This window comes from Microbacterium sp. SYP-A9085 (genome assembly GCF_009649635.1).
GTDB lineage: Bacteria > Actinomycetota > Actinomycetes > Actinomycetales > Microbacteriaceae > Microbacterium.
In genome coordinates this window covers 165,267-179,618 of sequence record NZ_WJII01000002.1, presented here as the reverse complement: position 1 = coordinate 179,618, position 14,352 = coordinate 165,267, and the positions used below count along the sequence as shown (strand labels likewise).

Genomic DNA, 14,352 nt, shown 5'->3' with positions numbered 1-14,352 from the left:
CCGGCGCGCACGGAACCGGATCGGTGGACGACATGGCGCCGACCCCGGCCTGTGCAGGAACCGCCGGTCCTGCGCGGTGCAATAGCGTGAAACCCGCGTGCGCTCCCGTGCAGGCCCCGGCAGTCCGCTTAGGGTGTGTCTGTGTGGCGAGCTGAGGGAAGCGTCGTTGTCGGCGCGCAGGAGCACCCCGTCCCGATGGGGGTGTCGCCGGCATCCCTCACGCTCCCGGACGCAGGGGTGAGTGTGATGCACGTGGCAGAGCCCGAACGCGAACGCATCCGCCTGCAGGCCGCGCGCCTGGGTGGCCGCTCCACCCTCCTGCACTTCTCGGACGCCCTCGACGCCGGCATCGAGATCACGAAGGCGCATCCCGGCAGCCTCCCGCAGTTCATCACCGGCCGCTCCACGCTGCTGTCGAACCTGTTCCGCGACGAAGTGGGGCTGCGAACCGCGCGGACTGCGGCCGCGCACGTCGCCTCGAAGAACGTCGAGTTGCGCACCGCGCGGGGGCTGGATGTCGTGCGCCTGGCGGTGGGCCTTGCCACGTGGACCGCGGACGGAATCGGGTACTGCGCGCCGGTGCTGCTGCGCCCGACGGCGATCCGGCGCCACCACACCGACTTCGAGGTCAAGCTGCACGGCGCCTTCGCCGTGAACCCGGAGCTGGTCCGGGCACTGGCCACCACGTTCGGCGTGCAGGTCGACGGTGCGCATCTGGCGGCGCTGGCCACGGCCGGCGGCGTGTTCAACCCCCAGCCGGTGATCGACCGGCTCCGCCAGCTCACCGCGCACGTGCCGTCGTTCAGCGTGGGCCCGCGTCTTGTCGTGTCCACGTTCGGCGACATCGGCGCCCGGGCGGCGCGCGACCTCGGCGATCTGGACCAGCGCGTCCTCAACGCGCTGGCCGGCCACGCGGACGACCGCGAGCTGCTGTCCCTGCACCGGGACCGGCCCGCGGTGGTCGACCCGGACGAGCGGCCGCCCGCTTCCGACACGCTGCTGCTGGACGCCGACGCCGAACAGGAGGAGGTGCTCGCGCGGATCACCGACGGGCAGTCGCTGGTCGTGCACACGCTGCCGGGCACCGGCGGCACGCAGACGGTGATAAACGCGCTGGGCGCGCTCATCGACGACGGCAAGCGGGTGCTCGTGGTCAGCGCCCGCCGGTCCACGCTGGAGGGCGTGCGGCACCGCCTCGCGGGGATCGGGCTGGACGGCCTGGCCATCTCGCCGGTGCACCTGCGCCGCGACCTCATCCGCGCGATCGGCCGCAACGAGAAGGCCGAGCAGCCCCGGATCTCGGACATCGACGATGCCCTCGTCCGGCTGCGCACGGTGCTGCGGGACTACCGGGGCGCCCTCACCGCGCCGCGCCCCGAGCTCGGCGTGTCGGCGCTGGATGTCGTCCGCGAACTGACCGCCCTCTCCGCGACGCATCAGCCCGCCGCCGCCGCCACCCGGTTCGACGCCGCCACCCTGCAGCGGCTGCGCAAGACCCGCGCGCAGGCGGCGGACAAGCTCGTCGCCGTCGCACGGCTCGGCGAGTTCCGGTTCGGACCCGACGACTCGCCGTGGTACGGGGTCTCCTTCGCGTCGATCGACGAGGCGCGGGCCGCCCACGCGCTGGCCCGGCGGCTGCACCGCGAGGACGTGCCCGCCCTCCTGGAGCGCGGCTACGAGCTCATCGCGCAGACCCGGATGCGGCCGTTCCGCACCGTCACCGAGCTCGGCGCGTACCTGCGCCTGCTGCAGGGCGTGCGCGACTCGCTGGACCGCTTCAGCCCCACCGTCTTCGAGCGGCCGCTCGGCGAGCTCATCCAGGCGCATGGCCCGCGCCGCGACGCACCCCAGCTGTCCGGCGCGAACCGGCGGCGGCTGCGGCAGCTCGCGCGCGAGTACGTGCGCCCCGGCGTGCACGTGGCCGACATGTACGAGGCGCTCGTGCGCATCCAGCGCCAGCGCACCGAGTGGGAGTCCTACGCCGAAGCCGCCCGCGCCGCCCCCGAGGTCCCGGTCGGGCTCGCGGACGTGCAGGGCCTGTGGAGCCGGACCCAGGCCGGGCTCGACGAGCTCGACGGCGTCCTCGGGCGCGCCGACGTCACCCGGCTCGGCGCGCAGGCCGCACCGCAGCTGGTGCGCGAGCTGGCCGGGCTCGCCGCCGATTCCGCGTACTTCGACAACCTCATCGAGCGGGCCACGCTGCGCGCCGAGCTGAAAGAGCTGGGCCTGGAGCCGCTGCTGGTCGAGCTCAGCGTGCGCCACGTGCCCGAGGACGGGGTGCGCGCCGAACTCGAGTACGCGTGGTGGCAGTCGGCGCTGGAGCACCTGCTGCGCACCGACCGCGCCCTGCTCGGCGCGAACACCGCCATCGTGGACCGCCTGGAGCGCGACTACCGTCTCGTCGACGAGGCGCACGTCGCGGCATCCGGCCCCCTGCTGGCCGCGCGCCTGGCCACGCAGTGGCGCATCGGCATCGTCGACCACGCCGACGAGGCCGGACGGCTCAAGCATGCGCTCAAGAGCGGGGACATCACGGCCGACCAGTTCGTGCGCACGGCTCCCGCGCTGTCGCAGACGCTCGCGCCGGCGTGGATAGCGTCACCGTACGACGTGCCGCTGATCCCGGATGCCGCCCCGTTCGACGTGGTCCTGCTCGCGGACGCCGGCGCCCTTTCGCTCGTGGAGGCGGCGCCGGCGCTGCGCCGCGCCCGGCAGGTGGTCGCGTTCGGCGATCCGGTCACCCAGCGGCCCACGCCGTTCCGGATCGCCGTGGGCAGGCCGACCGCCGAGGACGCGCTGGACGACGGCGAAGAGCCGTTCGACGGCGCCAGCGTGTTCGAGCGCCTCGCCGAGCTCGTCCCGGTGGAGACCCTGACCCGCAGCTATCGCGCCGGCGGGGAGGACCTCGCCGAGCTCGTCAACGACGCCTTCTACGGCGGCGAGCTGACCTCGCTGCCGTGGGCGGGCTCGTACCTGGGCCGCGGCAGCCTCTCCGTCGACTACGTGGAAGGCGGGTCGGGGGTGCCCGATCCGCACACCGGCGCGGTGGAGAGCCCCGACGCCGAGGTCGCGCGCGTCGTCACACTCGTCGTCGAGCACGCCGTGAACCGGCCCGGCGAGTCGCTCATGGTGGTCACCGCGAGCAGGAAGCACGCGGAGCGGGTGCGGTCCGCGGTGGACGCGGCGTTCACCGGTCGTGCGGACGTCGCCGACTTCGTGTCCCGCGACACCGCCGAGCCGTTCGCCGTGCTCACGCTCGAGGAGTCCGTCGCCGAGAGCCGCGATCGGGTGGTCTTCTCGCTCGGGTACGGCCTCACCCGGCACGGCCGGGTGCTCAGCGACTTCGGCGACCTGTCCACACCGGACGGCGAGCGCCTCCTGACGGTGGGGATGACGCGGGCGCGCCGCTCGATGGTGATCGTCTCCTGCATCCGCCCGTCGGCGTTCGACGACGGGCGGCTCGAGCACGGCGCCGCCACGCTGATGACCGTGCTCGGCGGGATCGCCGCCCGCGCACGCGAGGCGCGCCTGGAGGACCTCGCCGACCCGCTCACGCTCGCGCTCGCACGCGAGCTGCGACGGCTGGGCGTTTCCGTGGACGTGCACTACCGGGGCCTGCTGCCCCTCGTCGCGCAGTACGGCGGCAAGGCCGTCGTGGCCGAGTGCGACCCCGAGGCCGGCGCGGGATCCCTGCGCGAATCGCTGCGGCTGCGCCCACAGGTGCTGCGGCGCCTGGGATGGCACTACGTGCGCGTGCACGCCTTCGACCTGTACTCCGATCCGTCCGACGTCGCCCGCCGCATCGCCACCATCCTCGGTGTCGACCCGGAGGTGCCCACCGCGGATGCCGACACCCAGCCGATCGATGTCGAGTGAGGAGGGCGGCCGCCAGCGGATTGTGCGGGTGGGCGGCCGGCGCCGGGCGAAACTGACCCCCGCCCCCGGCACGACGGGGGAGCCGGTGCCCGCCGACGACGACGCCCCGGATGCCGCCACCGGCCCCAACGACGAGCGGATGCGGCGCGACAAGCCCCCGCACTACTGAGCCGGCCGGGCCCCGACACACTGCACAGGGCGTGACAGCGCGGATCACGGTGCCCTATCGTTCGAATCGGCGGCGCACCGCCGCCGGCTCCTCGAGGAGGCATCGAATGTTTCGTGGTTTCAAGAACTTCCTGATGCGCGGAGACGTGATCACCGTGGCCGTCGGCCTGGTGGTCGCGCTGGCGTTCAGCACCCTGGTGAAGGCTTTCACCGACTTCGTGATCAACCCGCTGATCGCCGCCGCCGGGGGCGGCAAGGCGATCGGGCTGGGCTGGCAGCTGGGCGCGGCGGGCAACAAGGCCACCTACCTGGACCTCGGCTCGTTCATCTCCGCCATCATCTACTTCCTCATCTTCATGGCGGTGGTGTACTTCGTCATCGTCGTGCCGTACAAGTCGATCCAGGCCCGTCGCGGACTCACCGTGTTCGGTGACCCCGCGCCCACCAAGACGTGCCCGGCCTGCCTGTCCGAGGATCTGCCGGCCGCGGCGAGCAAGTGCCGGTACTGCGGGACGGACCAGCCCGCCTCGGTCTGATCAGGCGCCGGTGGCAGGGGCGGGGGAGGCCTTCGTCTCGGCCTTCGGCGTGCTCTCGGCCTTGGGCTTGGATGGGTCGCCGGATGCCTGCGCCTTGCGCGAGTCCGTGCGGTAGAAGCCCGACCCGTTGAAGGTGACGCCGATCGAGCCGTACTGCTTGCGCAGCGGGCCGCCGCACTCCGGGCAGACCGTGAGGGCGGGGTCGGCGAAGGACTGCACGGCGTCGAAATGGTGGCCGCACTGCTTGCAGGCGTAGGCGTAGGTGGGCATCGTTCTCCGGTTTCAGCGTCGCACGGGCGCGAGGGTGACGGTTCGGGTCGGCGTGACCACTCCGGTCACGGGCTGGTCATGGCGATCGCGGGGGACCTCGTCGACGAACTCGGTGTCGTAGATCACCGCGTACACCGGCGGGCACTTTTCCATGGAGCCGAGCGTCTTGTCGAAATAGCCGCGGCCCCAGCCCAGCCGCATCCCGGTGCGGTCGACGGCGGCGGCGGGGATGATCAGCAGATCGACGTCGTTCACCGCTATCGGGCCGAGCAGCTCCCCGGCCTGCTCGGGGATGCCCAGCTGTCCCTCCGCCACGGTGCTCTGCGGGTCGGCGACCACCCAGTCCAGCAGCCCGTCCGTGCGCATGATCGGCAACAGGACGCGGATGCCGCGCTCGACGGCCGCGGAGACGAAGCCCCGGGTGCCGGGTTCGGCCGGGGTGGACAGGTAGCACGACACGGAGCGTGCGCCGAATCCCTCCACCAGGGCGTCCAGCTGGGCGGTGATCCCGGCGGCGGCCCTGGCCCGGGCGGCGTCGGTGAGCAGCTGACGCCGCTCGCGCAACTCGGCACGCAGCGCGCGCTTGGAGTCATCGAGGGGATCAGCCATGTCTCCGATTCTACGGTGGCTAGCATTGGGGGATGCCGCATAAGCCGTTCAAGGCCGTCATCCCGGCCGCAGGTCTCGGAACCCGGTTTCTTCCCGCCACGAAGGCGATGCCCAAGGAGATGCTGCCCGTCGTCGACAAGCCGGCGATCCAGTACGTCGTCGAAGAGGCCGTGGAATCCGGCATCCAGGACGTGCTGATCATCATCGGGCGCAACAAGAACAACATCGCCAACCACTTCGACTCGGTGCCGGAGCTGGAGACCACGCTCGAGCGCAAGGGCGACATCGACCGGCTCGCGAAGGTCAAGCACTCCAGCGATCTCGCCGACATCCACATGGTCCGCCAGGGGGAGCCCCGGGGCCTGGGGCACGCCGTATGGCGCGCGAAAGCCCATGTGGGGGACCACCCGTTCGCGGTCCTGCTGGGCGACGACCTGATCGATGAGCGCGACCCGCTGCTGCCGAAGATGCTCGCCGAGTACGACCGCCGCGGGGCGGCCGTCGTCGCGCTGATGGAGGTCGATCCGGAGCAGATCCACCTGTACGGCGCAGCCGCCGTCGAGGCCACGGACGACCCGGATGTCGTGAAGGTCACCGGGCTCGTCGAGAAGCCGAACGTCGATGAAGCGCCGTCGAACCTCGCCGTGATCGGCCGGTACGTGCTGCCGCCGGAGGTGTTCGAGATCCTCGAGCGGACCGAGCCGGGCAAGGGCGGTGAGATCCAGCTCACCGACGCGCTGCAGGAGCTGGCCACCGCCACGGCCGAGGGCGTGTACGGCGTGATCTTCCGCGGGCGGCGCTACGACACCGGGGATAGGCTGGACTACATCAAGGCCATCGTGCAGTTGGCCGCCGACCGCGAGGACCTCGGCCCGCAGCTGCGCCCGTGGCTGCAGGAGTTCGCGGCGACGCTGTAGCTGTCCGAGGGGGCGACGTGGATCTCACCGAGCCGCGGCGGCACGGGTCCGTCTCGATCCGGCTCGTCCGTCAGCGGGACGCGCGCGTGCTGCAGCATGAGCTGCTGACGAACCGCGGCTGGCTGCGACCGTGGGAGGCCACGAGCCCCGACGGGCCCGTGTCGCTGGACATGCGGCTGGGCATCCGGCGGTTGCTGCAGCAGTACCGCGACGGCAGCGGCGTCCCGTTCGTGATGGAGTGGGAGGGCCGGGTCACCGGCCAGCTGAACGTGTGGGGGATAGCGCGCGGGTCGCTGGCGTCCGCGACGATCGGCTACTGGGTCAGCGAGCGGTTCGCGGGGCGGGGCATCACGCCGACGTCCGTGGCGCTGGCCACCGACATCTGCTTCACCGAGCTGCGGCTGCATCGGATGGAGATCTGCATCCGGCCGGAGAACAGGGCGAGTCTGCGGGTCGTGGAGAAGCTCGGCTTCCGCTATGAGGGGCTGCGGCGCCGCTACATCCACATCGACGGGGACTGGCGGGACCACTACGCGTTCGCGCTGACCCGGGACGAGGTGGGCGCTGAGGGGGTGCTCGGTCGCTTTGCCGCGGGCCGGGCGCCGCGGGATGCCGCGACCATCCCGCCCGCTGATCGCCTGCCGGCGTGAAACGACACGCGCGCCGCTGATCGGCGCGGGACCGCTCGTCGCATACCGTAAGGGGCATGGGCGGGCAGGTGCTGGGCGGAGGGATCATCGTCCTCGTGGCGGTGGTGCTGTGGCTGGTGTACCTGCTGCCCAGCTGGTACGGCCGTCACCAGTTCGACGCGGCCGAGCGCAACGCCGTGCGCCTCAACCAGGCGCTGCGCGTGCTGGCCGAGACCAGCGAGACTCCGGCGGAGGTGCGGCTCGAGCTGAACGCGCGCACCGCGCTCGCGCAGCAGAAGCTCGCGCGCAAGGCGCAGGCCGAGCGCGAGGAGAGCGCCCGCCGGGCCCAGCACGAGCGCGATGCCCTCGCGCGCCGGGCTCAGGCGCGGCAGGAGATCCTGGCGCGGAAGGCGCTCGAGGAGCGCCAGCATGCCGAGGTGGCGCTGCGCCAGGCCGAGCTGGAGCGCGCCCGTATCGTGCGGCTGGCCGCGCTGCGACAGCCGCAGGTGCGGCGGGCACGTGCGCGTCGCCGAACCCGGATGACGATCACCGTGGCGGCCCTGGGCGCGCTGGCGCTGACTGGCGTCGGCGCTGCGGAGATCATCGCGGCCGGTGCCGCGACCCTCGCGTGGATCGGCGGCGCGTCGACCGTCACGTGCGCGCTGCTGCTGGTGCGCATGGCGCGCGTGGGACGGCGAGCTGTGGCGCGCGAGATCGCGGTGGCTCAGCCGGTGTCCGGGCGGATCCGGCGCGAGGCGCAGGACGTGTCGCTCGTGGACCAGCGGGCGTGGCATCCGCGTGAGCTTCCCCGGCCGCTGACGGTGTCGGCGGGCTCGCAGGCGGCCGCGGTGCTGGACGCCGCCGCCGCACGCGAGCAGGTCCGCCAGGCGCGCCTGGACGAGCCGCTGCGCGAGCGTGCCGAGCGGTCGCGCCCCGCGGAGTTGGATGCTGCTCGGGTGCAGCGCATGGGGCATGTCGACGACGACGAGATCGAGGCCCACGTCCGCGAACTGCTGCGCAGGCGCGCGGTCGGCTGAGCCGGTCTTCCGCGTCCGCGGCGTGCTCTGCGTCGGAGTTCGCCACCGACACACCGCGCGACGTCGCGGGTCCTCGGCGTGTCCGGCAGGATCTCCGACGCCAGGCACAAGACAGGGTCCGGGATGCCGGTGCCCGGCGCCTCCGCGCGGTGCGAACGGCCCTGTCTCACGTGATATTGTTGCTGAGGTTCACGGGCCTGTGGCGCAGTTGGTAGCGCGCTTCGTTCGCAATGAAGAGGTCAGGGGTTCGAATCCCCTCAGGTCCACCGTAGAGAAATGCCTGGTCAGATTGTCATTCATCGACCGGGCATTTCGCGCATGTGGACCCCGCTCGCGCTACTCTACGGATGTGGGTGGAATCCTCGCGTGGGTCGCAGGCTCCGGTGTGGTGCAGGGGATCATCATCGGCGGCACGCTGGCGTTCCTGACGGCGATCGTCGTCATGAACACGGTGGCCAGGTCGATCACGACGAGCGTCGACGGCTGGACGTCGATTCCGGTGTGCGGCCGGCCCGGCAACGGCCTGCTCGTGCGGGCGGCGTGCGCCAAGGCCCTTCCCATGGTGAACGTCTTCGAAGAGGCCGCCTACTGGACCGCCGCCGAAGACGGTGCCGGGCAGAGGCTCACCGGGCACCGTGACTACATCCTGCGTTTCGAGGCGGGACAATTTCCTCCGAACGACGCGTTCTGGTCGCTCACGGTCACCGATGTCGTGGGCTACATGGTGAGCAACCCGGTGGGCCGTTCGAGCTTCGACGATCGGTCCGACCTTGCCGCCAATGCCGACGGGTCGATCGACATCCTCCTCCAGCAGACGGCGCCGCCCGGCCGCGAGCAGAACTGGCTTCCCACCCCGTCGGGGAGGTTCCGGGTGATGCTGCGCGCCTACCTGCCCGGCGCCGCGGTCCTCGACGGCAGCTACCGCGTACCGCCGGTCGTCAGGGTGTGAGCACATGAACCGGCTCATTCTCAAGTACGCCTACCCGACGACCGTCGCCATCCTCCTGGTGTTCGCGTGGGTCATCATCCAGCGGCTCTCGCGGGGCTGGACGGCGATCATCCCGCTCGCCGTGGCCGCCGTCATCGTCTGGATCGTCGGCACGATGGTCTTCCTGTTCTTCTGGCCGCGCATCATCGTGAGCGGGTTCAAGAGGGCGATTGTGCGGCGTGGGCTCGGCGGCGGCCCGGTACCCGTCAACACGCTGTACGCGGTGCCGCGCACCTCGTCGGCGACGGCATCGTCGGTGAGCCTGCTGGAGACGGGGACCGATGACGTGCTCTACGTCGGCGGATGGCTCGACGTGACCGACGGTCCTCAGGTGCTGCACACACCCGACATGTCAGGGCGGTACTACAGCCTGCAGTTCACCGATCCGTCCACGGGCGACAATTTCGCGTACGTCGGAACCCGCGCGACGGGAACCGGCGCCGGCGACTTCCTCCTGGCGGCGTCCCGCTGGACGGGGCCTGTGCCCCAGGGCATGACGCAGATCTCGGTGCCGAGCGGCTCGGCCATCATCATCGGGCGCGTCTTCGTCGCCGACGACGGCGACGTGCCGGCCGCGTCTGCGCTCGCGCAGCAGCTGCGCCTCGACGCACTGCGTCGGTAGCGACGCCGCAGGCGGGTGCTCAGCCCGGCCCGGTGAGGTGGTCGAACTCGCCGCGGACCCACGCGGCGTGCCGGCGCGCGGATGCGCGCACGGCGGACTTCCCGTCGCGGTCGATTCGCAGCGCGAAGTTGCTGTAGACGCGGTCGAACTCGTAGCGGTCCACGTGCGCGGCGATGCGCTCCACCACCGCCGCCGACAACGGCAGCCGGTTCGGATACGACCGCAGGAACGACACCGTCCGCCGGTCGGGGTTGACCATGATCGTGTCGCCGCACAGCAGCACGCCGGCGCCGTCCGCGCCCGCCCAGTGCACCACGGCACTGCCGGGGAAGTGCCCTCCCGGCTGCGAGGCGACCACGCCCGGCACCGGCTCGACAGTGCCCTCCCACATGCGCAGCGCTGCCGGCCGATGGCCGAGCCAGGCGGCGTCCGCCGCGGCGACGTACACCGGCGCGCCGTCCAGAGCCTGCGACCACAGCGACTGCACGCCGAACATGTGCGGGTGCGACGGGATGATGGCGCGCACCGGCCCCAGTGCCCGCACGGCCGCGACGCTCTCGTCGGTGATGGCGGCGGGCACGTCCACCATCACGCTGCCGACAGGCGTCACGATCAGCTTCGCCTGCTGGCCGATGCCGACGCCGTCCGCGACATCCAGCCGCCACAGTTCCGGCTCGCTCTCGACGAGCTCGATCCGCCCCGCGAACGCAGCGGGATCGGTCCAGTCCTGTCCCTGCGGGTCGACGTACTGGCGCTCATCCGCGCAGATCGGGCACACCTCCGGCAGCGCCGCGGCATCCCGCTCGACACCGCAGGTCGCACACTGCCGGACGGCGCTCATGCTGCGGCGACGGCATCCCGTGACGCGACGAACGCGTCGACGCACCGGCGGATCTGCTCCTCGGTGTGCGCGGCCGACAGCTGCACCCGGATGCGGGCCTTCTCGCGCGGCACCACCGGGAAGCTGAACGCGGTGACGTAGATGCCGCGACGGCCCATCTCGTCGGCGATGCGGGCGGTGCGGGCGGCGTCGCCGAACATGACCGGCACTATCGGGTGCTCGCCGGGCAGCAGGTCGAAGCCGGCATCGGCCATCAGGCCGCGGAACAGCGCCGCGTTCGCGGTGAGGCGCTCGCGCAACTCATCCGAGGACTCGAGCAGGTCCAGGGCCCGCAGCGTGCCCGCGACGATCGACGGGGCCACGGTGTTCGAGAAAAGGTACGGCCGCGCCCTCTGCCGCAGCACGTCGACGATCTCGCGCCGCGCCGACACGTACCCGCCGGATGCCCCACCCAGCGCCTTGCCGAACGTGCCGGTGCGGATGTCGATGCGGTCCTCGACACCGCACAGTTCCGGCGTGCCGCGGCCGTGCGCGCCGATGAACCCGACGGCGTGCGAATCGTCGACGAACACGAGCGCGTCGTACCGGTCGGCGAGCTCGCAGATCTCCCGCAGCGGCGCAATGTATCCGTCCATCGAGAACACGCCGTCGGTCACGATGACCCGGAACCGGGCATCGGATGCCGCCTCAAGCTGCGCCTGCAGATCGGCCATCTCGCGGTTGCGGTACCGCAGCCGCCGCGCCTTGCACAGCCGGATGCCGTCGATCAGCGACGCGTGGTTCAGCTCGTCCGAGATGATCGCATCCGCCTCGCCGAACAGCGCCTCGAAAACCCCTCCGTTCGCGTCGAAGCACGACGAGAACAGAATCGTCGCCTCGGTGCCCAGGAACGCCGACACGCGCCGCTCCAGCTCCAGATGCTGCTCCTGCGTGCCGCAGATGAACCGGACCGACGCGAGCCCGTACCCCCAGTCGTCCAGCGCCTGCTTGGCGGCATCCACGAGCCGGGGATCGTCGGCCAGGCCCAGGTAGTTGTTCGCGCAGAAGTTCAGCACCTCGGCCCCGTCGGCGACGATCTCGGCCTGCTGCGGGCCGGCGATGCCGCGCTCGCGCTTGGTGAGGCCGGCCTCCTCGATCTCGGTGAGGACGGATGCCGCGTACTCGACGTAGCGGGTGGAGGTCATAGCTGGGTCCAATCGAGGATGATCTTGCCGTTGGCGCCGGCGGCGGCGGTCGTGAACGCCTGCTCCCAGTCGCGGGCGGCGAAGCGGTCGGAGATGATCGAGGCGATGGCATCCCGCAGCACCGCACTGGTCTGCAGCATCGCGCCCATCGCATTCCACGTCTCGAACATCTCGCGGCCGTAGATGCCCTTCAGGGTCAGCATGTGCGTGACGACCTTGCCCCAGTCCACGGCGAACGGCTGCGAGGCCAGGCCCAGCATCGCTATCCGGCCGCCGTGGTTCATGTTCTCGATCATCTGGGGGAGCGCGGTGGGCGCCCCGCTCATCTCGAAGCCCACGTCGAAGCCCTCGCGCATCCCCAGTTCATGCTGGGCCGCGCCGATGTCGGCGTGCGCGACGTCCACCACCCGGTCCGCGCCCATCTGCAGCGCCATCTCCAGGCGCTCCGGGCTGACGTCCGTGCCGACGATGAACCGGGCACCGACGTGCCGGGCGACGGCGATCGCCATCAGGCCGATCGGCCCGCAGCCGGTGACCAGGACATCCTCGCCGACCACGGGGAACGCCAGCGCCGTGTGCACGGCGTTGCCCAGCGGGTCGAAGATAGCGCCGACTTCGGGCGCTATCGACTCGTGGTGCACCCACACGTTGCTGGCGGGCAGCGACAGGTACTCGGCGAAAGCGCCGTCCCGCTGCACCCCGAGCCCCTGCGTGCGGATGCACATCTGGCGGCGCCCGGCGCGGCAGTTGCGGCACGTGCCGCACACTATGTGGCCCTCGCCCGAGACCAGGTCGCCGACCGCGACGTCCCGCACCCCCGCGCCGATCTCGACGACCTCGCCGAAGAACTCGTGTCCCGGCACCAGCGGGGCCGTCACCGCGGACGCCGCCCAGTCGTCCCAGCGCAGGATGTGCAGGTCGGTGCCGCAGATTCCGGTGCGCAGGACCCGGATGATGACCTCGTCCGCTCCGGCGGTGGGATCGGGGCGCTCGGTCAGCTGAAGACCGGGTCCCGGCTCGGGTTTGTACAGTGCCTTCACGGCGCCTCCTTGTCGAGGGTGTTCGCGGCACGCGTGCTTGTGGCGCCGGTGCCCGCCCCTCGATTCTAGGGACTGCACACCCTCCGGCCGGGATGGCCAGGCTCAGCCGGCGTCGCCTGCGACCGGCGGGATCACCGGGTGCGCGCCGGTGTAGTCCGGCCGGTCGGGCTGCAGCCGCTCGCGCGATCCCTCGCCGCCCTGCCGGCCGCCGTACGGGCGGCCGTGGTCGGCGTACTCGTCCCGCTCGAACACGAAGGCGTGCTCGCCCAGCACGAACCGTGCGCCGCTGCGCAGGATCTCGCCGAGCTTGCCGCCGATCGAGGCGATCGGCTCCGGCCGGTGGTTGGTCAGCGCCGGGCCGTGCAGCACGAGCACATACTCGTCGTTCGGGTCGTGGTGGATCTCCGCGTGCAGCGGCTCCAACCCGCCCAGCCGGCACTCCACGTCGCCCGCGGAGCCGATCCGGACCAGGTCCTGGTCGAGCGGGAGTTCGCGGTGCCCGGCCGGACCGCTGAGGATGAGATGTGGGCGGCCCGAGCCCCAGGGGCCGTGCGTCGTCGTGGGGATGTACTTGTCGGCCATCGCTGCCCCCTCGTCGTGAGCGGGATCTTCCCCTCATGGTAGACAGCGCCCCGGCACGCCGGAAGAGCGTCAGTGCACCGCGAGCAGCACGCGCGCGCCGACCAGCCGGCCGTCCTGCAGCATCCGGTGCGCCTGCGCGGTCTCCGACAACGGCATCCGCTCGATCCGCCGCGATGCGAGCACGCCGTCGGCCATCAGCGTGTTCACGGTGAGGGATGCCGCGGACAGCTGCGCGGTGGTGGCGTGCGACATCGTGAACCCGATGATGCTGGCGTCCTTCGCGTACAGCTCGCCCGTGGCCAGCGTCGAGTGCGTGTCCAGGCCGGCGAGGATCAGGATGCGTCCGCCCTGGGCGAGGGCGCCCAGGGCGCGGGGGATGTCGTTGACGCCGGCGGCATCCAGCCACACGTCGATGGGCGGCAGGTCCGCGTCGGCGAGCTCGTCCGGCCCGATCACCCGCTCGGCCCCGATCGATTCGCAGTACGTCGCGTCGTCGGCGGATGCGACGGCGATCACGTGCGCGCCGGTGCTGGCCGCTATCGTCACCGCGGCGCTGCCGACGTTGCCCGCCCCGCCGACCACGAGGACGGTCTCGCCGGCGCGCGCCTGCCCGTGCACGAGCAGGCCCATGGCCGCCGTCGCCCCCGGGTGCAGCACCGTCACCGCCTCGTTGCCGACCCCGTCCGGCAGGTGATACAGCCGCTCCACGGGCACCACGACGAGCTCCGCCGCGGTGCCGGGCCGGCCGTCGTGGCCCATGCTGTTGGTCCACACGCGCTCGCCGACGGTGAACCCGCTGACCCCGTCGCCGACCGCGTCGACGGTGCCGACGGCATCCCGTCCCACCACGAACGGGAACGTCAACTCGGTCCTCAGCGCCCCGGACCGGATCAGCACGTCCACGGGATTGACCGTGGTCGCGGCCACCGCGACGCGCACCTGCCCGTACTCCGGCTCCGGGTCCGGAATCTCCCCGTAGTGGATATCTTCGGGCGCCCCGAGCCCTTCGATGAATGCCCCCAGCATAGGGACATTGTTGCGCGTGTCGCCTCG

Annotated in this window: 15 protein-coding genes and 1 tRNA gene; 9 read left to right on the top strand and 7 right to left on the bottom strand. The window is 71.8% G+C overall.

Going from position 1 to position 14,352, the window contains the following annotated elements:
* Positions 1-246: 246 nt before the first annotated feature.
* From GH740_RS05660 to GH740_RS05650, 3 genes are all read left to right on the top strand, one after another.
* Positions 247-3,876 (top strand): AAA family ATPase, encoded by a 3,630-nt coding sequence (locus GH740_RS05660; RefSeq protein ID WP_253941288.1) that lies wholly within the window; start codon positions 247-249, stop codon positions 3,874-3,876.
* The gene (locus GH740_RS05655; protein WP_153745131.1) at positions 3,866-4,045 is read left to right on the top strand and encodes a hypothetical protein; all 180 of its coding nucleotides are present in this window, start codon (positions 3,866-3,868) and stop codon (positions 4,043-4,045) included. The genes GH740_RS05660 and GH740_RS05655 overlap by 11 nt, the downstream gene beginning before the upstream one ends.
* A 106-nt stretch (positions 4,046-4,151) precedes the next feature.
* Entirely contained in the window at positions 4,152-4,580 is a 429-nt protein-coding gene (locus tag GH740_RS05650; protein WP_153745130.1) for an MscL family protein, read from the top strand.
* Here the strand turns inward: GH740_RS05650 and GH740_RS05645 are convergent, their stop codons facing one another.
* On the bottom strand, positions 4,581-4,850 hold the full coding sequence (locus GH740_RS05645; RefSeq protein ID WP_153745129.1) for an FmdB family zinc ribbon protein: 270 nt from the start codon (positions 4,848-4,850) through the stop codon (positions 4,581-4,583).
* Positions 4,851-4,862: 12 nt separating this feature from the next.
* Positions 4,863-5,459, bottom strand: a complete 597-nt coding sequence (locus tag GH740_RS05640; RefSeq protein ID WP_153745128.1) for a 5-formyltetrahydrofolate cyclo-ligase — start codon at positions 5,457-5,459, stop codon at positions 4,863-4,865.
* A 32-nt stretch (positions 5,460-5,491) separates the two neighbouring features.
* Here GH740_RS05640 and galU point away from each other — a divergent pair, with 32 nt between their 5' ends.
* The 6 genes from galU (at position 5,492) to GH740_RS05610 (ending at position 9,652) form a co-directional block, all read left to right on the top strand.
* A complete protein-coding gene (gene galU, locus GH740_RS05635) occupies positions 5,492-6,376 on the top strand; it encodes a UTP--glucose-1-phosphate uridylyltransferase GalU (RefSeq protein WP_153745127.1) in 885 nt (294 codons plus the stop codon).
* Positions 6,377-6,393: 17 nt separating this feature from the next.
* Positions 6,394-7,026, top strand: coding sequence for a GNAT family N-acetyltransferase (locus tag GH740_RS05630; protein WP_367640805.1), 633 nt, complete (start codon positions 6,394-6,396; stop codon positions 7,024-7,026).
* Positions 7,027-7,082: 56 nt separating this feature from the next.
* Positions 7,083-8,042 carry a large exoprotein gene (locus GH740_RS05625; protein WP_153745126.1) on the top strand — a complete coding sequence of 320 codons (960 nt, stop codon included), beginning with the start codon at positions 7,083-7,085 and terminating at the stop codon, positions 8,040-8,042.
* 193 nt (positions 8,043-8,235) lie between these two features.
* A tRNA-Ala gene (locus GH740_RS05620) sits at positions 8,236-8,308 on the top strand.
* 83 nt (positions 8,309-8,391) lie between these two features.
* A complete protein-coding gene (locus GH740_RS05615; RefSeq protein WP_153745125.1) occupies positions 8,392-8,991 on the top strand; it encodes a DUF1214 domain-containing protein in 600 nt (199 codons plus the stop codon).
* Between the two features lie 4 nt (positions 8,992-8,995).
* Positions 8,996-9,652 carry a DUF1254 domain-containing protein gene (locus GH740_RS05610; RefSeq protein ID WP_253941269.1) on the top strand — a complete coding sequence of 219 codons (657 nt, stop codon included), beginning with the start codon at positions 8,996-8,998 and terminating at the stop codon, positions 9,650-9,652.
* Positions 9,653-9,671: 19 nt separating this feature from the next.
* On the opposite strand, the gene GH740_RS05605 is transcribed toward GH740_RS05610, so the two are convergent.
* The 5 genes from GH740_RS05605 to GH740_RS05585 all read right to left on the bottom strand — a co-directional run bounded on the left by GH740_RS05605 (position 9,672) and on the right by GH740_RS05585 (position 14,325).
* Complete coding sequence (locus GH740_RS05605; protein WP_153745124.1) at positions 9,672-10,493, bottom strand: hydrolase; 822 nt, start codon at positions 10,491-10,493, stop codon at positions 9,672-9,674.
* On the bottom strand, positions 10,490-11,677 hold the full coding sequence (locus GH740_RS05600; protein ID WP_153745123.1) for a glycine C-acetyltransferase: 1,188 nt from the start codon (positions 11,675-11,677) through the stop codon (positions 10,490-10,492). Before GH740_RS05600 ends, GH740_RS05605 begins: the two co-directional genes overlap by 4 nt.
* Positions 11,674-12,717, bottom strand: a complete 1,044-nt coding sequence (gene tdh, locus GH740_RS05595) for an L-threonine 3-dehydrogenase (protein WP_367640802.1) — start codon at positions 12,715-12,717, stop codon at positions 11,674-11,676. The genes GH740_RS05600 and tdh overlap by 4 nt, the downstream gene beginning before the upstream one ends.
* 102 nt (positions 12,718-12,819) lie before the next feature.
* Positions 12,820-13,299 (bottom strand): FHA domain-containing protein, encoded by a 480-nt coding sequence (locus GH740_RS05590; RefSeq protein ID WP_153745122.1) that lies wholly within the window; start codon positions 13,297-13,299, stop codon positions 12,820-12,822.
* 69 nt (positions 13,300-13,368) lie between these two features.
* On the bottom strand, positions 13,369-14,325 hold the full coding sequence (locus tag GH740_RS05585) for an NADPH:quinone reductase (protein WP_153745121.1): 957 nt from the start codon (positions 14,323-14,325) through the stop codon (positions 13,369-13,371).
* Positions 14,326-14,352: the final 27 nt, after the last annotated feature.